This window comes from Enterobacter sp. 168J2 (assembly GCF_034107265.1).
Lineage (GTDB): Bacteria > Pseudomonadota > Gammaproteobacteria > Enterobacterales > Enterobacteriaceae > Enterobacter > Enterobacter nematophilus.
In genome coordinates, this window is sequence record NZ_JAWNEB010000002.1 from 210889 (window position 1) to 230525 (window position 19637).

Genomic DNA, 19637 nt, shown 5'->3' on the forward strand with positions numbered 1-19637 from the left:
AGTAGCAAGGAACATAAAGTGAACGGAATGACCACCACTGCCGTATGTTCCCCTCACCCTAACCCTCTCCCCTAAGGGGCGAGGGGATTGTTCAGTGCTAGCATTAATTTGTGGGGATCCCTCAGCCCACAGGGAGAGGGAGAATTTCATTTTCGCAATTCCTGCGCTTTAACTTCTCGTTTCTTGATACTTATCCTGATAACTATTATCTTGACCGCGTGTGACGAGAGGTTTCCCCATGAGTGAAGAAGAACTGTTTAGCCGCAGGCCGATGGGCATGCGGATGGCGATGATCGTGCGCCAGTGGCGTGCGGTGATCGATGACGCCATTCTCGATACCGGTTTAACCCAATCGAGCTGGACGGTGATGATGCAGCTTCATCAGCTTGGGGATAACGTCTCAATGAGTGAGCTGGCGGAGGTGCAGGGTATTGAACTGCCGCCGCTGATGCGCACCCTGACACAGCTGGAAAAACAGGGTTACCTGCTGCGCACCACATCGCCTTATGACAAGCGCATCCGGCTTCTGACGCTGACGCCTGAGGGAAAAGCCATATTAAAAAGGCTCACTCAGGTGATTGAGACCTATCAGGCGCGCGTATCGCAACACATCGCGCCGGAGCATATCGAGATTTTCAGCGCTACGTTGAATCAAATCGCCTGCAATTTGCGGACAATCCGCGAAGAAGACAACAAGATCGAAAAATAATGACCCCTGAACAAAAGTTTGCCCGCTGGGTAAGGGTGAGTATTGCCTCTTTCCTGCTGATGTTTATCTATTTTGTCGTCGCGGATATCTGGATCCCGCTGACGCCGGACTCCACCGTGATGCGCGTAGTGACGCCGGTTTCTCCGCGCGTCTCCGGCTATGTGGCGGCGGTTCACGTGCACAACAACAGCCAGGTGAAGAAAGGCGATCTGCTGTTTGAGCTCGACGACACGCCGTTTCGCAATAAAGTGGAGGCGGCGCAAATCGCGCTGGAGCAGGCGCGTCTCTCTAATGAACAGCTGGACGCGCAGATCGCCGCCGCGCAGGCCAGCCTGAAAACCGCGGTGCTGACCGCGCGTAACGACAAAGTGACCTTCGACCGCTATCAAAAGCTGAGCACGTTACAGAACGTCTCGCAGGCGGATCTGGATAAGGTCCGCACCGCCTGGCAGAGCAGCGAGCAGTCCGTCAGCTCCATTCAGGCCAACATCCATAACCTGCGCATTCAGCGCGGCGAGCGGGACGAGCACCGCAACGTGACGCTGCAAAAATACCGCAACGCGCTGGATGAAGCAGAGCTGAACCTCGGCTGGACAAAGGTCTACGCCCAGGCGGACGGTACGGTCAGTAACCTGCAGTTAAGCCCCGGTTTTTACGCCTCATCCGGCTCCGCCGCGCTGGCGCTGGTAAACAACCAGACCGATATCGTGGCCGATTTCCGCGAGAAGAGCCTGCGCCATACCCGTCAGGGCACCGATGCCGCCGTGGTGTTTGACGCCTTCCCGGGGCAGGTGTTCCGCGCCCACGTGGCCAGCAGCGACGCGGGGATCCTTGCAGGCCAGGAGGCGGTTAACGGCCAGCTCTCCCAGCCGGAGACCTCTAACCGCTGGGTACGAGACGCCCAGCGCATGCGCATTCACGTCATGCTGGATGAGTCGCTGCCGAAGCCGCTGCCAACGGGCGCGCGGGCGACCGTACAGCTCTATAACAGCGAAGGGCCGTTTGCGCGCTTCTTCTCAGGGATGCAGATCCACCTGGTGAGCCTGCTGCACTATGTCTATTAATACGCTGGCGCGGGTGTTTACTCCGCACGGCAACATCGTCTACACGGCAAACGACTTTCGCCAGACCCTGCGCATCGTCTTCGCCGGGATGATTGCCCTGAGCATCTCGAGCTTCTACAACACCAGCTACGGCGTGTTTTTCGTGGTCTACCCGATCATGCTGCTGTCGCTGGTGCCGGTGTTTAACCGCCACGTGGCGAAGCAGTTTATCTTCAGCGCATCGCTGAACTGCGTCGAAATGGTAATTATCATCGGCTATCTGTCCCAATGGCCGGTCATCATGACGCTGGTGGTATTTGCCCTGTACGTGATGCGTTTTCGCTTTATGAGCAAAGGGCCGCTGTTCCTGTTCGGCTCGATGGGCGTGGTGTGCCAGAGCGTGATGCTCAACTTTATGAGCTACCCCACCACCAGCTGGCACACGCTGCTGTTTTCCAACATTGAAGCGAGCGTGATGGCGGTGTGCCTGAGCGCGCTGATGAACTACCTGCTGCCGGACGTTGAGCCCCGCAAGCCGCCGCCGCTGATTGAGAAAGACGACGCCCGCGTGCGCCACGAGTCGCTGCTCTCCGGCAGCGTCGCGACGATGATTTTCGTGGTGTTTCAGATTAGCGATTTAAGCGATTCGCTATCGGCGCTGATGGCGGGGATTCTGATCCTGTTCCCGATGCACTATCGCGGCGCGGTGATGAGCTCCATCTGGCGGGTGGTCGGGGTGGTGTTGGGCTGCCTCTACATTCTGGTGGTGCAGCTTATCCTCTACGATCACAGCAGCCATATGCTGCTGATGATGCCGCTGATTGGCCTCGGCCTGGCGTTTGGCGCGCGGCTGCACGTGATGGAGAAAGTGGGCGCGGGCGTGGGTTTTTCCAGCATCACCACCATCGGCATTATGTTCGGGCAGAACATGCACCCGGACAGCGATCTGGTGTTCAGCGATCTCTATCGCATCACCTCCGTCACCTTTTCGCTGGTGGCGACGCTGACGATGGTGTTTCTGGTGCATTTGATCCTGAACCGCTTCGAGGCGACGCGCTACGTCATTCAGGGCTGATAGCGTATACCGCCGCTGAAGCTCCAGTCTTCAGCGGCAGTAAACTGGATAACGACCATCACGTCCCCACCATCGATGCCCATCTTCTGATTCAGTTGCGCAGCCAGCTGGCGATAGAGGGAAGCTTTCTGTTCATTGCTCCTCGGCTTACCGGCCACGATATTGAACAGTATCGCCCCCTCCGTTCTGCCCGTGCTGAGATAGTGCCGGTCAATGTATCGATCCCCGGCAGCGAAGCATTCAAAAAAATGAAACCGGTCCTGCGCTGGAACGGCGAAGGTTTCCGTCAGCGCCTGGTGCAGAATGTCCGAGATCTGTTTTTTCTGCATCTCGGTATAGCGGTCACCCGTCATGATGCGAACAAACGGCATTATTTTTTCTCCTCTGCCAGGCAGGTCAGGGCGCTGACGGCTGCCGGCCAGCCTGCGTAAAACGCCAGGTGGGTAAACGCTTCGGCAATTTCGTCGTCCGTCACGCCGTTTTGTCGGGCGAAGTCGATATGCCAGGTAAGCTGCGCGGTGCGCCCCAGGGCGGCCAGTGCGGCAAGCGTGATCAGGCTGCGATCCCGCGGGGCCAACTGCGGACGCTGCCAGATATCGCCAAAAAGCACCTGCTGGCTGAGTTCCGCCAGTTTAGGGGAGACCTGCGCAAGCGTGTCGCGATTCAGTGTTGTATTCATTTTTTTCCTCCTGTTGTCTGGCAATGACTCTCGCAGGCTGCCACCATAAAGAAAATCGCAATGTTTCGGACTCAACATCCCGAAAATGAGGATGATATGGATAAACGGTTTTCAGCATTAGACCTGGACGCGCTGCGCAGCTTTGTTGAGGGTATTCAGTCCGCCAGCTTTGCCGTGGCGGCGGACAGGCTGTGCCGGTCTACCTCTGCGGTTAGCGCCCAGCTAAAAAAGCTGGAGCAGCAGTGCGGCGTGGCCCTCACCGTAAAGCAGGGGCGAACGCTGGCATTGACCCCGGAGGGTGAAATTTTGCTGAGCTACGCCCGACGCATGCTGGCGCTAAATGATGAAGCGCTCCGGGCAATCAAGGGAGAGCAGTTGCAGGGAGAAGTGCGTCTGGGTATGCAGGAGGACTTCGGGGAGTCCGTGATGCCGCAGGTGCTCGGCGATTTTAACAGACAGCACCCTGAGCTCCGGTTGACCGCACGCGTCGAACGCAATCAGCCGCTGCTGCGGGGCGTTGCGGCAAACGAACTCGATCTGGCGCTGGTCTGGCAGGAAGGACGAGAAGGCGACTATGTGCGCAGCGAACCGCTGGCATGGATTTGCCGGTCCCGTGAGGACGTCGAGGCACTTTTGCAACGAGGGGAGCCGCTGCCGCTGGTGATGTTTGACGCGCCCTGCCTACTGCGAAGCCGGGCCATCGCTGCGCTGGATGCCGCAGGTATATCCTGGCGTATCGCTTTTACCAGCCATAGCCTGAGCGGGCTGTGGGCAGGCGTCAGCGCAGGATTGGGTATTACGCTTCGCACGCGTATTGGCCTGCCAGAGACCTTACAGATCGACAACCGCCTGCTGCCCAACGCAGGAGAGCTGGGGATTGCGCTGCATCAGGGGGATGATTCCACCGATACAGCCATTTCCAGCATGAAGGCGCTAATCATCAGGACGCTCAATGGATAAGCGTCGGGATTTGCGAGAGTAAAAACAGGATCAGGCCAATCGTCCCGCCCACCAGCGTGCCGTTGACGCGAATAAACTGCAGGTCTTTGCCGATGTTAAGCTCAATCTGGCGGGACATGTCTTTGGCGTCCCAGCTTTTGACCGTGTCGCTGATGTGGCGCGTCAGGAATGCGGCGAAATCCGGCGCGACGCGGTGCGCGGCCTGCTCCAGATGCTCGTTCAGCGACGCCCGCAGGCTGGCATCGTTAGACAGCGTTTCGCCAAACCACAGCCCGGCGTTTGCGATGCGCTGCTTCACGCGGGAGTCCTCGCTCTGCATATCCGCCTTCAGCCACTGGCGCAGGTCGGCCCATACCTCTCCCAGATAGCGGTTAAACGCCTCATCGTTTTTCAGGTAGTGCTTGATGTTGTCGGCTTTGGCCGCCATCTCCGGGTCGTTTTTCAGGTTATCGATAAGCTTCAGCGTGGCGCGGTCGAACGCCTGACGGATCTGGTGGGTGCGGTCGTGGCTGATATCGTCCAGCAGCGTGTTCACCGCGTTTGACACCATCTCCGCGCTTTGATCGCCTAGCCACTCGGTGGGCAGCACCATCGCCTTGCGCGGGTGTTCGGTCTTCAGCCAGTGGACGATCTGGTCAGAGATAAAGTCCCGCGTGCTTTCCCGCTGAATCAGGGTAATCAGGCGGTTGATGATGGCGTCCAGCAGCACCTGATGACGGTTGTTTTTGGTCATGCTCTCCAGCATGACGGCGCTGGTTTCGGTGAAATCGACTTTGTCGATGGCCTTATGCACCGCCCGTTTGAGCAGGCGCTGAATGCGTCCGTCATCGGTAAGCTCGAGAAAACCGCTCATCACCTGCATCAGATGCAGCCCGACGCGCTGGGCGTTGTCGGGCTTGCTGAACCAGGCGCCGATCATCTGCGCAGGCTCATAGCGGCGGATCAGTGCCACAAGGGACTGGGTATCGAGAAATTTCTCCTGCACGAACTGGCCAAGATTGTCGCCGATCCGGTCCTTATTGCGCGGGATAATCGCCGTATGACGGGAGATGAACGGAATGGGCACCCGGCGGAACAGCGCGACGACGGCAAACCAGTCCGCCAGCGCGCCTACCATCGCCGCCTCGGCAATGGCCTTCACGCAGCGCACCCAGAAGGTCTGCGGCAGGAAGAGAGTGGTGATAAACGCCGCGGCGGCAATCAGCAGCAGCGACAGCGCCAGCAGCTTGGCGCGTTTGAGTTCAGCGATTTTTTCCATGGGTTAAGGATAGAGGGTTGTGAACCAAAATTGCAAAGCTAGTGTAAGGGGGAGGGAGACGTACTCTCTGAGTGAATAGATGGCTTGTATATTAAAAAGTATATACATTAAAACTATCTATTATTAATTTTTCTAAGTTTTCTGTGCTTAGTTATTTTCGGACGTAATGTTTTGTGACCGTCGTAGTCATTTTTACACTCTTTTTAGCCATAAGATAAAGGGCTATTCATGAAAGGAGACGATATTGATGACATGGGAATATAAAGTTTCAACGGGAGTATTAAGTCATAATGGCGAGTTTATCGCAAAATGCTACAGCGGCGCGGGTGAATCAAGAGATAAGCCTGAGTATGAAAGTCAACGAAACAGAGGGCCCATTCCCAGAGGTATTTATTTTATTGCCGGATGGAATAATCATAAAAGTGCAGAGGCCATTATTCTTGAACCTATAGCGGGGACCAATACCTTTGGTAGAGATCATTTTCAAATTCATGGAGATAAAAAGGGTCAACCGCCAGGCTCGGCATCAGCAGGCTGCATCATTATGAACGGCCAGGACAAGCGTCATATGATTTATGATTCAGGTGACACAATACTGGTGGTGCGATAATGAAATATATGATTGCGCTACTCTTCTTATGCGCTCCGATGACTCTCTTTGCCAAAAACCACACTCCTGCGCAGATTATTCAGATGATAAACGATAAGGGTGCAAGGCGTGTTGTAGCAGCATTGTATGCTAATGATAGCGGTGAGTCGGAATGGTGGAATCATGTTATTCCAGAGATAAGTAAAGGAACTCAAGCATGGTTAGCCGTGGCGAGTGCCCTTGAACCCGGTGTAGACGCCAGTACGGCTGAAGATCTAAAGGCGGCGCTTTCAAATGCTATCCCGCATAACCCTTCGGGTGTTTTAGCAATCTTAAATGACGAAAAACCGTTGCTCACTATTGAACAAGTCTGCGCTTTTGCCAATTTCCCCGAGACGGAAGCAGAGAGTAATAAGCTTTTTGTCGATTCAATCAGGGAGATGTTTAAGGTTAAAAGTTCGGCGGGTAAAAGATGTCTCGCCATTATGATCGCCACCGTTGAACACTCTGTTCCATTCGATAAGGATAATTAAATGGCCATTCCGGGATATATGTCATTAACTGACGATGCGGGTAATATCATAAAAGGGAGCGTGAGAGTTAAAGACCGTGAAGACCAAATTGAGGTTTTAGGACTCTATCATAATGTAAGCTATAATTCTGACCTGCATAATGGCAGAGCGTTGAGTAAACGTCAGCATCGTCCATTTCTTATTGAAAAGGAAATTGATGCTTCCAGCGTTTTTCTCTATAGGGCACTCAGCACGGGCGGTACGCTCAGGAAAGCGACTATCGACCTGTACAGAATCAATGCTGCCGGTCAGGAAGAAATCTATTTCACGATCACGCTGGAAGCGGTGAAGGTCGTCACAGTGTTTTCATTGATGCATGACGTGAAAGAGACTTACCATGAAAAACAGGGCCATCTTGAGCTTGTTTTGCTTCGTTATGAAAAGATTACCTGGCATTACCGTGACGGTAACGTTATTCACTCGGATGACTGGGATTATCGGTTAGGGGCTTGATTAACAGTCTCCGGGATACAGACGGTTTCCCGGAGACAGAGCGCGATGACGTTAAATTTCGCCTTTTAATCCCTCTTCCAGCTCATCAAAAAGCTGTAAATCCACATCCAGCAGCTCGACCGCGTTGCTGCGTCGAATGCCGACATTATTCTCAATCAACAGTTCTAGTAGCCGGTCACCATCTATCAAGGTAATAGGAGCCGCACCGGGATGCAGAGCCGCTTTTTCACAGTTCCCGGCAAAACGGCCCGTGGTGATGAGCGTGCCCCGGATCGCGCTGTGATAAGGCAACGCACCACGTAACTGGTCGATAACAGGGCGGGTAATATTGCTCTGCATACGCTTAACCTGCACCACTTCCGTGATGGTGGTAATGCCCACCTGTACTCTGCCGACGACATCGACGCCCTTATCGCCCGACGCTTTGGTTACTTCCACCTGTTCATAACCCATCGCCTCCAGAAGCTGACCAATCAAATGCTCGAACTTGTAGGGATTCATGGTGCTGATTTGTTCGCGAAGCTGCTCTTTTTGCTGGTGGTTATAGCGCTTCACCGCGTCCAGAAGTTCTTTTCGAGGATCGGCTTTGCGAGCCGGTAGGGCATTCGCTAACCATGCGCGACCTTTATCGGTGATGTAGTAACTCATCCCTTCCCGGGCGATCATATCGCGATCGATCAGGTTGTAGAGGCGCGAGTAGAGCGTGCTTTTGATAGAACTGGTAGAAGCGAACTTTGAATGCTGGTGTAAAAAAGCCTGCCATTCCGGGAGTAAGTCAGCACGACGGGACATTTCACGTCCAGCCAGCAGTTCAAGAAGCTGCAGTAACCCTTCTTTATCGTCCAGCGTGCGTAACGTGGCCTCATCATTATTCAGAAATTGCTGACCGCGCTGGGTAGGGAACCAGGTATCTTTCGGCGTCGTTTCCATCAGCTCAAAGACATGAGAGTTTAGAAACAAATAGCTACCGTAACTATGGCGCGGATTGAGGATGTGGTTATCCTGATCCCAGATCCGCAGCGCTATCTCAGCGTCTTCGCCTTTCAGGCGTTCGTTGATCCACATATCAGGTTCGGACCAGTCGACCGGGTTTTGCGGTGTGCCGGTTTGTTCCTGAATCGCACTGATCATGTTACGTACCGAATTCACTGAATAGCCGGAGACGGCTTTCATCATTGCCTGAACCTGCGCATAGGTTGGAAAAAGTGGCGTAATGACTTTGTAATTTTTCACGTTGTTCCCTTAACGATTGCTGTGGCGTTAGCTTGCCACGTCAGGGAATAAATACTAATAGCTAAGTCACTTATTTTGTAAGGTAATAAAGGCGTTGCTTTCTATAGGGGCAACACACTATTTGCCAGCACCCGCCACAGCACCCACCCGCCAAACCCCATCAACACCACCCCCGCCGCCCGCTCAATCCACCACAGCGAACGGCTGAGCTTCTGTTGCACCGCCGATAGCCCCATCAGCGTCACCAACGCCAGATCCCACACCAGCACCACCATTACCATCCAGACGCCGCAGGTCGCCTGCTGAAGCAGCGTGACGTTCGGCCCCAGCAGCGCCGTCATCAGCGCCAGATAGAACAGCGCGTTCTTCGGGTTAAGCAGCGCCGAACCGAGCCCCAGCAGGATCTGCTTGCGCAGCGAAGGGCAACGCTGGTGAGTTTCATTCAGCGCCAGCGCCTGAGGCCGGCTGCGCACCAGATGCGAGCCGATCCACAGCAGATACAGCGCCCCGCAAAGCTCGATCAGCGTAAACAGCCACGTAAACTGGCGCAGCGCGCTCCAGCCGATAATCACCAGAACAATATAGAGCGCGTTACCTGCGGCGATGCCGACGCACAGCCCGGCGCTGCCGCGCAGCCGATAGCGCGCCGCGTAGCCCACAAGCAGGAAAAAATCCGGGCCCGGGCTGAGCAGGGCAACAAAATGCGCCAGCGCCAGGGCGAGAAAAGCGGAAGGGAAGAACAGTTCCATAGCGACCTCAGTTAACAATCTGAGGTCAGAGTACGGCGTTGTAGAACCTATTTATTGTCTGATATTGATCGGCCCGTGGCGTACTGGCGCGGCGTGGCGGCGGTATAGCTGACGAAGGTCTTATGAAAATGGCTCTGGTCGGCAAAGCCGCTCTGGTAGCCGACGTCGGCGATAGCATCCCCGGCGCGCAGCCGCGCTTTGGCGTACTCCACGCGGGAGACGTTGAGGAAGCTGCCCGGCGTCAGGCCGGTGTCCTGCCTGAAGGTGCGAATCAGCGTCTCCTTGCGCAGCGAGAACCGTTGAGCAAGCTCGTCGAGAGAAGGCGGGCTGGTGAGATTGGAAAGAAACGCCTCCTGAACCTGCTGGCTGGTTGAGCGAAGCGCGTCGGCGTTATCCGCGCAGCGGGGAAGGGCAGAAAGCAGCGTCTCCACGGATGCTGGAGACATTGTTTCAATAACGTCCAGGTAATGGGCAAACAGGTCAGGGTTACGAATCACCTGTAGCGCCAGAGGAAGATCGGTGTCGATATAGAGCATATGGTAGCTGCGCGGCTGCCCGTCGACGGGGTTGCAGCTGTGCGGCACATTAGCGGGGATCACGATGAGGTCACCGGGGTTAAGGATGTACTCTCTGTCATGACAGACGCAGCAGGTCTGGCCCTCAACAATCGCGCCGATGGAGAGCTGAGGGTGACAGTGGCGTTTGTACGCCTGCGTGGTCTGCCAGGAGCTGCGCAGCTCAAGGCCCTGGGCGCGGTGAAAAGTCTGACGAACGTGTCGGGTATCGGTCATGGGAACTCCTTCTGGAGGTTTTTTATACCACGTCAGCGAACCGTCCGGCACTGCTTCATTAAGAACCTTCCGGATATACCCAACTTTACGTCCACAGCCAGTCATGTTGACTACCCTTAATACCCTAAGCGGTAAAACATGGAGATTCGATATGGCTTATCAGACAGTAAATCCTGCCACTAACCAGCTCATCAAAGAATACCCCTCACATACCGACGCGGATATCGAAGCGGCGCTCAAGGCGGCCGATGCGCTTTACCATTCGCAATGGGCGAAAGGCGACATCAGCCAGCGCCTGCCGATGCTGCATAAGCTCGCCGACCTGATCGACGAGCGCGTGGAGGACCTGGCGAAAATCGCCAGCCAGGAGATGGGTAAGCTCATCGAACAGAGCCGCGGCGAGGTGAAGCTGTGCGCGCAGATCGCCCGCTACTACGCCGACAACGCGAAGCAGTTCCTCGCCCCGGTGAAGTACGACTCTGAGCTCGGGGAAGCGTGGGTGGAGCATCACCCCATCGGCGTGCTGATGGCCGTTGAGCCGTGGAACTTCCCGTACTACCAGCTGATGCGCGTCCTGGCACCAAACCTGGCGGCGGGTAACCCCGTTATTGCCAAGCATGCCAGCATCGTGCCGCACTGCGCCGAGACCTTTGCGCATCTGGTGCGCGAGGCGGGCGCGCCGGAAGGGGCGTGGACAAACCTGTTTATCTCGTCCGAACAGGTGGCGAATATCATCGCAGACGATCGCGTGCAGGGCGCAGCGCTAACCGGCTCCGAAAAGGCAGGCAGCGTGGTGGCCGCGCAGGCGGCGAAGCACATCAAGAAATCGACCCTGGAGCTGGGCGGTAACGACGTCTTCGTGGTGCTGGATGACGCGGACCTTGAGAAGGCCGTTAAGATTGGCGTGAATGCCCGACTCAACAACGCCGGGCAGGTCTGTACCGCGGCGAAGCGCTTTATCCTGCACGAGAAAATTGCCGATGCCTTCCTGACCAAATTTACCGAGGCGTTTAAGCAGGTGAAGATTGGCGATCCGCTGGATGAAAGCACCACGCTGGGGCCGCTCTCTTCCAAAGATGCGCTGGAAACGCTGACCAAACAGGTTAACGAGGCGGTGAAAAACGGCGCCACGCTGCACTATGGCGGCAAGCCGGTGCAGCGCGACGGGAGCTTCTTCGAACCGACGATCCTGACGAATATCTCCCGCGACAACCCGGCGTACTTCGAAGAGTTCTTCGGCCCGGTGGCGCAGATGTACGTGGTGAAAAACGACGACGAGGCGGTCGCGCTGGCGAACGACTCCCACTACGGCCTGGGTGGTGCGGTGTTCAGCCAGGACATCGAGCGCGCGAAGAAAATGGCGTCGCGGATCGAGACCGGGATGGTGTACATCAACTGGCTCACCGATACCGCAGCAGAGCTGCCGTTCGGCGGCGTGAAGCGCTCCGGCTACGGACGCGAGCTGTCGGATCTGGGGATCAAAGAGTTTGTGAACCAGAAGCTGGTGGTGGTGCGTAAGTAAGCGGTCATAAAAAACCTGCCGGTTGGCAGGTTTTTTTTCAGTTGATTACTGGACTTCGATCTTGTCCCAGCCGCTTTTGAACATGCAGCTGTCGACTAACGTATCCCGGCGATATTCATTCGCGTCTTCAACCGTGTAGCTCGTGGAAATATCCTTTTTCTTGTTCTTTTTGTCCGTTTTTTCCGAGCTCGAACCGGTCACTACGTTATCCGGGGGCAGATCGATCAGGGCCTGCGCTTCGCATTCCGTGAGCTTTTTATTCATCTCAGCGTCGGTCACGCCCGGTTTTACCCATTTGTACTGGACGCAGCCGGTGAGCATCAGCGTGAGGCTCAGAACGCAAAGCGCGGTAATGCGGTGTTTCATTAGAAGGTTACTCCACCGCCTACATATGCGCCGTCAATCAGGGTGTGGTTTGGACGACCATCTTTGCCGTCAACGCTCACGTGGCGGTAGCCCACTTTCAGCGTAACCGGTTTGATTGGGGTCCAGCTTACGCCGCCGTTAGCTTCAACGTAGTTTTTCACGCTGTTGTTCAGGCCTTCAGGTGCCACATAGCCTTCGCCATAGACGTGGATGCTGTCGGTCAGCGCAACGTTTACGCCGCCGCCAATCGGGAAGGCCACGCCGTTATCGCCTTTTTTCGGGCCGATGTAGATGGCCTTTGCGCCCGCATTCAGCATCACCGGGCCCACTTCCAGATTGTAACCTGCGCCCACGCCACCGGTCTGGGTACCGTCGTCGGTGTTTTTCAGCCAGTTGCTTTCGAGATAAACACCGGAGGAGGATTTGCCCATTTCCAGGTTGAGGTTAGTAAAGTTTTTACCCTGCTCAATGCTGCCGCCCATTGCCAGTGCGGAACCCGAGATGGCGGTCAGCGCAGAAAGAAGAAGAATGTTCAGTTTTTTCATGATTCGTGCCTCATCATCAAATTAATCTGGAGGCACCTTAACAAGCGATGTTTATGACTGCAAATGTGATGAAAATCGACTTTTCATGCTGGGTTTGTTAATTTTTTTATCTTTATTTGTAACGCTGAGGTTGGGTTGTCGGTGTGTCAACGCGCATATTTCAGGCGTTGAGGAACAGTTTAATTTTTTGACTAAACGAAATCTGAACGAGCCAGGGATAGTGGTTTGAGATGAATTAATTGGGCTTCTAATAATTTCCAATTCCATTTCTAAAATCACATAAAAAAACAAATTTTTACATTTTTATGGTCATTATTCGCTCAAATGCCCGGCTACGCTTCCTTTCCATGTCATTTTTCTGACACGTTTGTTCATTACGTTGTGGGCTTCACTTTCTGGATGCTAACAATATGAAAAGAAAAATCATTCCTGTGCTTATCGGCTGTACGCTCTCTTTCTCTGGCCTGGCGGCGCAGCCCACGGCTGAGCGCTATGTTGTCAGCTTCCCTGACGGCTCACACGTGAAATACAGCGGCGCGTTTGCCGACGCGTTTCCAAATGGACTCCCGGTAGGGATTGGCTCCGGCCTGCTGTTTACGGGCAAGCAGGGCGATGCCCTGACCTTCGCGACCGTGACCGATCGCGGTCCCAACGCCGATGCGCCCAAAATGGGCAAAAACGAAGCCAAAATTTTTGTCACGCCGGATTTCGCGCCGCTGCTGATGACCATCCGCGTCCAGAACGGCAAAGCGGAGGCTGTCGACGCCCGTCCTCTGCATGATGATAAAGGCGAGATTAACGGCCTGCCGCTGCAAAGCGGCGTGATTGGATCCACCAATGAGGTAGCGTTCAGCGATACCCTCAAAATTCTGAAGGGTGACAACCGCGGGCTGGACACGGAAGGCATCACCCCGGACGGCAAGGGCGGCTTCTGGCTGTGCGACGAGTATGGCCCGTTCCTGATTAACGTCGACAGCAAAGGAAAAATTCTGGCGATCCACGGGCCGCAGGCCGCAGAAGGGGAAAAATCCATCGCGGGCGGTCTGCCAAACGTTATCAAGTGGCGCCAGCCGAACCGGGGCTTTGAAGGCCTGACCCGGATGCCGGACGGGCGTATTATCGCCGCCGTGCAAAGCACGCTGGATATCGACGGCAAGAGCAAAAAGCAGGCGCTGTTTACGCGTCTGGTCAGCTTCGACCCGGCGACCGGTAAAACCGCGATGTACGGCTATCCCATCGACAGCGCGGCCTACGGTAAAAACAGCGACGCCAAAATCGGCGACATCGTGGCGCTGGATGACCAGCACATCCTGCTGATTGAGCAGGGTGAGGATAAAAATGACGCGATGCGTAACCTTATCTACAAGGTGGATCTCAGCAAGGCGAGCGACCTGACCGCCTTCGACAAGCCGGGCGAGTACCCGGAGTTTGATGATGAGAAAACCCTGGCGCAGCGCGGCATTACCCTTGCTGCAAAAACGCAGGTTGTCGATCTGCGCGCGCTGGGCTGGAAGCAGGAGAAAGCCGAAGGGCTGGCGCTGATCGACGGCAAAACGCTTGCGGTGGCGAACGATAACGACTTTGGCGTGAAGGTGGCGATGCAGCACCCGGTCGAGGGCAAAAAGCTCAAGGATTATCGGGTGAATGCGGAAGGCAAGCTGACGCTGGATGATAAACCGGTGGAAACCACGCTCAGCGTGAAGCCGCTGAAGAAGCCGGAATCGGACAGCGAGCTGTGGATTGTGACGCTGCCGGAGGCGTTGAAATAATACCAGGGCTTACCCCTCACCCTAACCCCTCACCCTAACCCTCTCCCCAAAGGGGAGAGGGAATTGTTTGGTGCGGTTATTTCTTTAGAGTCGCAAACGCCGCCCGGATTTCTTCTTCCGGCAGCTGGATACCGATAAACACCATCACGCTGTGCGGCGCTTCTTCGCCCCACGGGCGATCCCAGTCGGCGCTGTACAGGCGCTGCACGCCCTGGAACAGCAGGCGGTTCGGCTCACCGTCGATCCACAGCATTCCTTTGTAGCGCAGCAGCTTGTCGGCAAACGACAGCAGCAGGTTTTCCATCACGCGGGAGACCTCGCCGATGTCCACCGGATAGTCCAGCTCCACCACAATCGACGCCACGTCGTTTTGCTTGTCGGAGATAAAGTGGAAGCGCGGTTTCGCGGTGACGTTCTCCTCCAGCATAAAGCCGTTGGTGTTAAACAGCTGGGACAGGTCGATATCGCCATGCGTCACCGTATAAATCGGCGCGCGGGAGTTGATGCGCGTAAGGCGCTCGCGCAGTTTTTCGCTGTCGCCCGCCACGTCGGTTTTGGTCAGCAGAATGCGGTCGGCGTAGCCTACCTGGGACTGGGCGATGGTGAACTGGTTCATCTGCTCGTCGGCGTGGACCGCGTCCACGAGGGCAATCACCCCGTCCAGCAGGTAGCGCTGGCAAAGGATCTCATGAGAGAAAAAGGTCTGAATAATCGGGCCGGGGTCGGCCATGCCGGTGCACTCGATCACCAGGCGATCGAAGTGTATGTCTCCACGATCGCGGCTGTCGAGCAGGTCCAGCAGGGCGTCTTCTAATTCGTTAGAGCGGGTGCAGCAGATGCAGCCGTTGGTCAGGGTTTTGATCTGCGTGGCGCGATCGCCAATCAGCTGGTCGTCTACGGAGACTTCGCCAAATTCGTTTTCGATGACGGCGATTTTGAAGCCGTGCTGTTCATTCAGGATGTGGCGCAGCAGGGTGGTCTTACCGGCGCCGAGAAAACCGGTCAGCAGGGTAACGGCAATCGGGGTCATGGTCTCTCCTTTAGCAGCAGCGGACGCCGCCTTCTCCACTTCCGCCGTAGCGCGCTTCCTGCCGCTCGCGGAAGAATTCGGTGTAGGTCATGTACGGCTTGTCCGGATGGTTGGTCTTCATATGCTCAACGTAGTTGTCATAGTCCGGAATGCCAATCAGCATTTTCGCCGCCTGACCGAGGTATTTTTTCGCTTCGCCTAAGTTACCAAACATTGAGGGTTCCAGACAGGAAAAGCCCCTCACCCCTGCCCTCTCCCCAAAGGGGAGAGGGTGTATAAAGTCCCCTCTCCCCTTTGGGGAGAGGGTTAGGGTGAGGGGATATTTGTTGATTAATGGTGCGAAGAAGTCTTCACGCCGCCTTCCGGTACCGGCACGTACGGGGTTTCTTTATCCGTACGGCCTTCGGTGTTGCGCACTTTCATCCAGGTTTTGATGCCGTAGAAGATAATGCTGTACACCACCACCAGGAACAGAATGCTCAGACCCGCGTTGGTGTAGTTGTTCACCACGATATGGTTCATATTGGCAATCTGCTGGGCGGTCAGATCCGCGCCGCCTGCGGCAATCTTCTCTTTGTACTGGTTAGCCATGAAGAAGAAGCCTTCCAGCTGCGGGTTGGTGCTGAACAGCTTCAGGCCCAGCGCCCAGGTGGTGCAGAGCAGCAGCCACAGTGCAGGCACCACGGTTACCCAGATGTATTTGGTGCGTTTCATCTTGACGAGGACAACGGTACCCAGCACCAGGGCGACGGCTGCCAGCATCTGGTTAGAGATACCGAACAGCGGCCAAAGGCTCTTCACGCCGCCGAGCGGGTCGACAACGCCCTGATACAGCAGGTAGCCCCACAGGCCTACGCAGCCGGCAGTACCCAGAACGCCCGCTACCAGAGAGTCGGTTTTCTTCAGGAACGGCACGAAGTTGCCCAGCAGATCCTGCAGCATGAAGCGGCCCGCACGGGTACCGGCATCCAGCGCGGTGAGGATGAACAGCGCTTCAAACAGAATACCGAAGTGGTACCAGAAGCCCATGTCCGCCCACGGCAGCACTTTGTGGAACACGTGTGCAATACCCACGGCCAGCGTCGGTGCGCCACCTGCGCGGTTCAGCACGGACGGTTCGCCAATGTCTTTCGCGGTCTGCATGATCTGCTCAGGCGAGATCACGAAGCCCCAGGAGCTAACGGTCGCCGCCGCGTGTGCGCTGGCCTCTTTCAGCTGCGCCATGATCAGCGCGGTATTTTCCCCGCCCATCTCATGCAGGTTTGGCATGGTGATGCCCAGACCCGCCGGCGGCGTGTTCATCGCGAAGTAGAGGCCTGGCTCGATAATCGAGGCCGCAACCAGCGCCATGATCGCCACGAAGGACTCCATCAGCATTGCGCCGTAACCGATAAAGCGCGCGTCGGTTTCGTTAGCCATCAGCTTCGGCGTGGTGCCGGAGGAGATCAGCGCGTGGAAGCCGGACACGGCACCGCAGGCGATGGTGATAAACAGGAACGGGAACAGGGCGCCTTTCCACAGCGGACCGGTGCCGTCAATGTACTGGGTCACCGCCGGCATTTTCAGCTCAGGGTTGATGATCACAATCCCGATCGCCAGCCCGACGATGACGCCGATTTTCAGGAAGGTCGCCAGGTAGTCGCGCGGAGCCAGAATCAGCCACACCGGCAGCAGGGCGGAAACGAACGCGTAACCGATCAGCGCGAAGGTGATGGTGGTGTCTTTGAAGGTCAGCGCCGGGCCCCAGTACGGGTCGTGCGCAATCACGCCGCCGAAGTAGATGGAGGCGACCAGCAGCACGATACCAATGACCGACACTTCACCCACGCGGCCAGGGCGCAGGAAGCGCATGTAGATGCCCATGAACAGCGCAATCGGTACGGTAGAGCAGACGGTGAAGACGCCCCACGGACTTTCGGCCAGCGCTTTCACCACGATCAGCGCCAGCACCGCCAGGATGATGATCATAATCAGGAAGCAGCCAAACAGGGCGATAGTGCCCGGCACGCGGCCCATCTCTTCTTTGATCATCTCGCCCAGCGACGAGCCGTTACGGCGCGAGGAGATAAACAGCACCATAAAGTCCTGCACCGCCCCCGCCAGCACCACGCCCGCCAGCAGCCAGAGCGTACCCGGCAGGTAGCCCATCTGCGCGGCCAGCACCGGGCCGACCAGCGGGCCCGCGCCTGCAATGGCGGCAAAGTGGTGACCAAACAGCACGTAGCGGTTGGTTGGCACGTAGTTCAGGCCGTCGTTGTTAATGACCGCCGGGGTGGCGCGCGTCGGGTCGAGCTTCATGACCTTCTGCGCGATGTACAAGCTGTAGTAGCGATAAGCCACAAGATAGACGGAGACCGACGCGACCACGATCCACAGGGCGCTTACGTGTTCGCCCCGGCGCAATGCGACAACCGCCAGACAGAAAGCACCGAGGATCCCGAGTAAGGCCCAGGGCACGTGCTTAAGTAGTTTTTTAGTATCCATAGTAAGACCTGGTTTTTTATGTAAAGAAAAAAGGGTCAGGGTTCGTTGTGAGGAGGTATTGATTAATGCTGGAGCGATCGTGCCAGATCCGCGCGCGCGTAAAGGTCGGTAAATGCGTGAGTGGTTGAAAGTGACGGGTGAGCGGTCAAAGAACGCGGCGAGTGGTTCAGGCTCGCCGCTGGCGGGGGGAATTATGTGATTGAGATCACGTGATTTTCCGGGCTGCGCTCCATCGACAGGTAGCTTTCCAGCGTCTTGATGAGCTTCTCCTTCAGCCAGCTCGGCTCCAGGATCTGAATGTTCGGCAGCCAGTAGAACAGCAGCGGCAGGATCTGGTTTTCGTGTGCCGCCTGGCAGCGCAGCGTGACGCCGCCGCGTTGTTCCTCCAGCAGCTCCTGTTCCGGCAGGAGATCGCGGCGCAGGAAGTAATGTGAAATATTATCCTTAATGAATATTTTCACGGTGAAAGTATTCTCTGACACCCACGGGTCGAGGCTTTTTTCCAGCAGTTCCCGAACATTTTCATCAGGGGTGAAAAAGGTTTTTTGAATATCAAACCAGCTAATCTGGCTTAATGAAAAGGATTTCAACCGGCTATTTTCGGTAGCTTGTAAATACCATATATTTTTTTTGTTAATGAGTTTATAGGGATTGATCAGACGGGTTTTACCCTTATAAACGATCTGACAGACATTATGGTTATTAATCGATTTCTCGATTTTCGCTAAATGGCGGCGGATATCACGCTGCACCGTATGTTCTGCGTCATTACTAAGGATAAGAATATGTTTTTCGTCGACGCGCGCCTCCAGCTTTTGCCAGAAGTCCGTATTTCTTTCAGGGAAAAAATTATCGGCATTCAGGAAGTTAGCCAGAGCGTGATGTAATCCCTGCCCGCCGGGAGATTGGGCGGAGTGGATCAGTCGATATAGCCCGTTACCGGTATGTTCAACAATGGGCGAGAGCGCATTTAAATCCCGGTAGACGGTACGCTCGGTAATTTTAAATTTCTCCATTAGCGCACTGCGGTTTACCACGCCGTGTAAATGTAGCTCAAGGAGAATATCGACCAGACGTTCAGCCGAGCGGCTCCGCGTCGTTTTAGCCATAAGGTCTTCCTGTATATTGGGTATGCGCTGAACAATGCAAAAAGCACTGACCGGAGATGTCAGTATTCAGGCACAGAAAATTTCTCTTATGGATGTATAACGGCGTGATTTAGCGGAAACCTTAGGAATTTTTGTAGAAAGCGGCGCTGGCCCGAAAAAAGACCAGCGCGAGGGGGATCACACGACGGCTTCCACCTCCATCATGACCGGGTGGAAACGGCGCTTAAAGTAAATCAGGCCGTGTCCCGCATCACTCAGGATGATGTTTTTCACTTCGACAAGATAAACCAGATGGGTGCCGATGGTTTGCACCTGGCTAATCTCGCCTTCCAGGCTCGCCAGCGCGCCTTTCAGCACCGGCAGCCCCAGCGGGCCATTCTGCCAGCAGGAGAGGGCAAAGCGCTCCTCCATTGCCATCCCCGTCATCCCGGCGAAGTGGCGGGCCATGATCTCCTGCTCGTGGTTCAGCACGTTGACGCACAGCCTGCCGTTGCCCTGAAAGACCGGGTTCATGGCGCTGTTGGCGTTGATGCAGACCATTACCGACGGCGGGGTATCCGTCACCGAGCAGACGGCGGTGGCGGTAATGCCGCAGCGTCCGGCGTCGCCCTCGGTGGTGACCACATTGACCGCTGCCGACAGGCTGCTCATTGCGTCGCGAAAACGCAGGCGTTGTTCATCTGAATGCATTGCAACCTCCC

22 protein-coding genes are annotated in these 19637 nt (G+C 55.8%); 9 read left to right on the top strand and 13 right to left on the bottom strand.

Translation table 11 applies throughout. The features are described from left to right. Window positions 1–238: 238 nt before the first annotated feature. Genes USG84_RS09095 through USG84_RS09105 form a run of 3 tightly spaced genes read left to right on the top strand, consistent with a single transcriptional unit; the run spans window position 239 to window position 2827 of the window. On the top strand, window positions 239–709 hold the full coding sequence (locus USG84_RS09095; RefSeq protein ID WP_151413545.1) for a MarR family winged helix-turn-helix transcriptional regulator: 471 nt from the start codon (window positions 239–241) through the stop codon (window positions 707–709). Then, entirely contained in the window at window positions 706–1773 is a 1068-nt protein-coding gene (locus tag USG84_RS09100; RefSeq protein WP_151413546.1) for an HlyD family secretion protein, read from the top strand. Before USG84_RS09095 ends, USG84_RS09100 begins: the two co-directional genes overlap by 4 nt. After that, entirely contained in the window at window positions 1763–2827 is a 1065-nt protein-coding gene (locus USG84_RS09105; RefSeq protein WP_151413547.1) for a DUF2955 domain-containing protein, read from the top strand. Before USG84_RS09100 ends, USG84_RS09105 begins: the two co-directional genes overlap by 11 nt. Here USG84_RS09105 and USG84_RS09110 read toward each other — a convergent pair. Both USG84_RS09110 and USG84_RS09115 read right to left on the bottom strand, forming a co-directional pair. Then, window positions 2818–3198, bottom strand: coding sequence for a tautomerase family protein (locus USG84_RS09110; protein ID WP_151413548.1), 381 nt, complete (start codon window positions 3196–3198; stop codon window positions 2818–2820). The genes USG84_RS09105 and USG84_RS09110 overlap by 10 nt on opposite strands. Beyond that, a complete protein-coding gene (locus tag USG84_RS09115; RefSeq protein ID WP_151413549.1) occupies window positions 3198–3506 on the bottom strand; it encodes a carboxymuconolactone decarboxylase family protein in 309 nt (102 codons plus the stop codon). The genes USG84_RS09110 and USG84_RS09115 overlap by 1 nt, the downstream gene beginning before the upstream one ends. A 96-nt stretch (window positions 3507–3602) precedes the next feature. Here USG84_RS09115 and USG84_RS09120 point away from each other — a divergent pair, with 96 nt between their 5' ends. After that, window positions 3603–4466, top strand: coding sequence for a LysR substrate-binding domain-containing protein (locus tag USG84_RS09120; protein WP_253540545.1), 864 nt, complete (start codon window positions 3603–3605; stop codon window positions 4464–4466). Here USG84_RS09120 and USG84_RS09125 read toward each other — a convergent pair. Next, window positions 4456–5724, bottom strand: coding sequence for a DUF445 domain-containing protein (locus USG84_RS09125; RefSeq protein WP_320738247.1), 1269 nt, complete (start codon window positions 5722–5724; stop codon window positions 4456–4458). The two genes, USG84_RS09120 and USG84_RS09125, sit on opposite strands and share 11 nt — an antisense overlap. Before the next feature lie 247 nt (window positions 5725–5971). On the opposite strand from USG84_RS09125, the gene USG84_RS09130 reads away from it, so the two are divergent. Genes USG84_RS09130 through tssD form a run of 3 tightly spaced genes read left to right on the top strand, consistent with a single transcriptional unit; the run spans window position 5972 to window position 7338 of the window. Beyond that, a complete protein-coding gene (locus USG84_RS09130) occupies window positions 5972–6334 on the top strand; it encodes a tlde1 domain-containing protein (protein WP_080328923.1) in 363 nt (120 codons plus the stop codon). Next, a complete protein-coding gene (locus tag USG84_RS09135; RefSeq protein WP_151413551.1) occupies window positions 6334–6846 on the top strand; it encodes a hypothetical protein in 513 nt (170 codons plus the stop codon). Before USG84_RS09130 ends, USG84_RS09135 begins: the two co-directional genes overlap by 1 nt. Then, entirely contained in the window at window positions 6847–7338 is a 492-nt protein-coding gene (gene tssD, locus USG84_RS09140) for a type VI secretion system tube protein TssD (protein ID WP_151413552.1), read from the top strand. Between the two features lie 51 nt (window positions 7339–7389). On the opposite strand, the gene USG84_RS09145 is transcribed toward tssD, so the two are convergent. The 3 genes from USG84_RS09145 to USG84_RS09155 all read right to left on the bottom strand — a co-directional run bounded on the left by USG84_RS09145 (window position 7390) and on the right by USG84_RS09155 (window position 10111). Continuing rightward, window positions 7390–8571 carry a restriction endonuclease gene (locus USG84_RS09145; RefSeq protein ID WP_151413553.1) on the bottom strand — a complete coding sequence of 394 codons (1182 nt, stop codon included), beginning with the start codon at window positions 8569–8571 and terminating at the stop codon, window positions 7390–7392. 101 nt (window positions 8572–8672) lie between these two features. Further along, entirely contained in the window at window positions 8673–9320 is a 648-nt protein-coding gene (locus USG84_RS09150; protein WP_151413554.1) for a LysE family translocator, read from the bottom strand. Between the two features lie 47 nt (window positions 9321–9367). Further along, on the bottom strand, window positions 9368–10111 hold the full coding sequence (locus USG84_RS09155) for an AraC family transcriptional regulator (protein WP_151413555.1): 744 nt from the start codon (window positions 10109–10111) through the stop codon (window positions 9368–9370). 151 nt (window positions 10112–10262) lie between these two features. Between USG84_RS09155 and USG84_RS09160 the strand changes: the two genes are divergently transcribed. Continuing rightward, window positions 10263–11633 carry an NAD-dependent succinate-semialdehyde dehydrogenase gene (locus USG84_RS09160; RefSeq protein ID WP_151413556.1) on the top strand — a complete coding sequence of 457 codons (1371 nt, stop codon included), beginning with the start codon at window positions 10263–10265 and terminating at the stop codon, window positions 11631–11633. 45 nt (window positions 11634–11678) lie between these two features. On the opposite strand, the gene USG84_RS09165 is transcribed toward USG84_RS09160, so the two are convergent. Together USG84_RS09165 and USG84_RS09170 are read right to left on the bottom strand one after the other, a co-directional pair. After that, the gene (locus USG84_RS09165) at window positions 11679–11999 is read right to left on the bottom strand and encodes a hypothetical protein (protein WP_151413557.1); all 321 of its coding nucleotides are present in this window, start codon (window positions 11997–11999) and stop codon (window positions 11679–11681) included. Beyond that, complete coding sequence (locus USG84_RS09170) at window positions 11999–12544, bottom strand: YfaZ family outer membrane protein (protein WP_061099349.1); 546 nt, start codon at window positions 12542–12544, stop codon at window positions 11999–12001. Before USG84_RS09170 ends, USG84_RS09165 begins: the two co-directional genes overlap by 1 nt. Before the next feature lie 410 nt (window positions 12545–12954). Here USG84_RS09170 and USG84_RS09175 point away from each other — a divergent pair, with 410 nt between their 5' ends. After that, complete coding sequence (locus USG84_RS09175; protein WP_151413558.1) at window positions 12955–14313, top strand: esterase-like activity of phytase family protein; 1359 nt, start codon at window positions 12955–12957, stop codon at window positions 14311–14313. 76 nt (window positions 14314–14389) lie between these two features. On the opposite strand, the gene yjiA is transcribed toward USG84_RS09175, so the two are convergent. From yjiA to USG84_RS09200, 5 genes are all read right to left on the bottom strand, one after another. Continuing rightward, a complete protein-coding gene (gene yjiA, locus USG84_RS09180) occupies window positions 14390–15343 on the bottom strand; it encodes a GTPase (protein WP_253540567.1) in 954 nt (317 codons plus the stop codon). Between the two features lie 10 nt (window positions 15344–15353). After that, on the bottom strand, window positions 15354–15557 hold the full coding sequence (locus tag USG84_RS09185; RefSeq protein ID WP_003856610.1) for a YbdD/YjiX family protein: 204 nt from the start codon (window positions 15555–15557) through the stop codon (window positions 15354–15356). Between the two features lie 116 nt (window positions 15558–15673). Further along, on the bottom strand, window positions 15674–17827 hold the full coding sequence (locus USG84_RS09190) for a carbon starvation CstA family protein (RefSeq protein WP_061099346.1): 2154 nt from the start codon (window positions 17825–17827) through the stop codon (window positions 15674–15676). Between the two features lie 191 nt (window positions 17828–18018). Then, a complete protein-coding gene (locus USG84_RS09195) occupies window positions 18019–18936 on the bottom strand; it encodes a helix-turn-helix transcriptional regulator (RefSeq protein WP_253540570.1) in 918 nt (305 codons plus the stop codon). A 177-nt stretch (window positions 18937–19113) separates the two neighbouring features. Beyond that, window positions 19114–19626 carry a 4-hydroxyphenylacetate 3-monooxygenase reductase subunit gene (locus USG84_RS09200; RefSeq protein ID WP_151413559.1) on the bottom strand — a complete coding sequence of 171 codons (513 nt, stop codon included), beginning with the start codon at window positions 19624–19626 and terminating at the stop codon, window positions 19114–19116. Window positions 19627–19637: the final 11 nt, after the last annotated feature.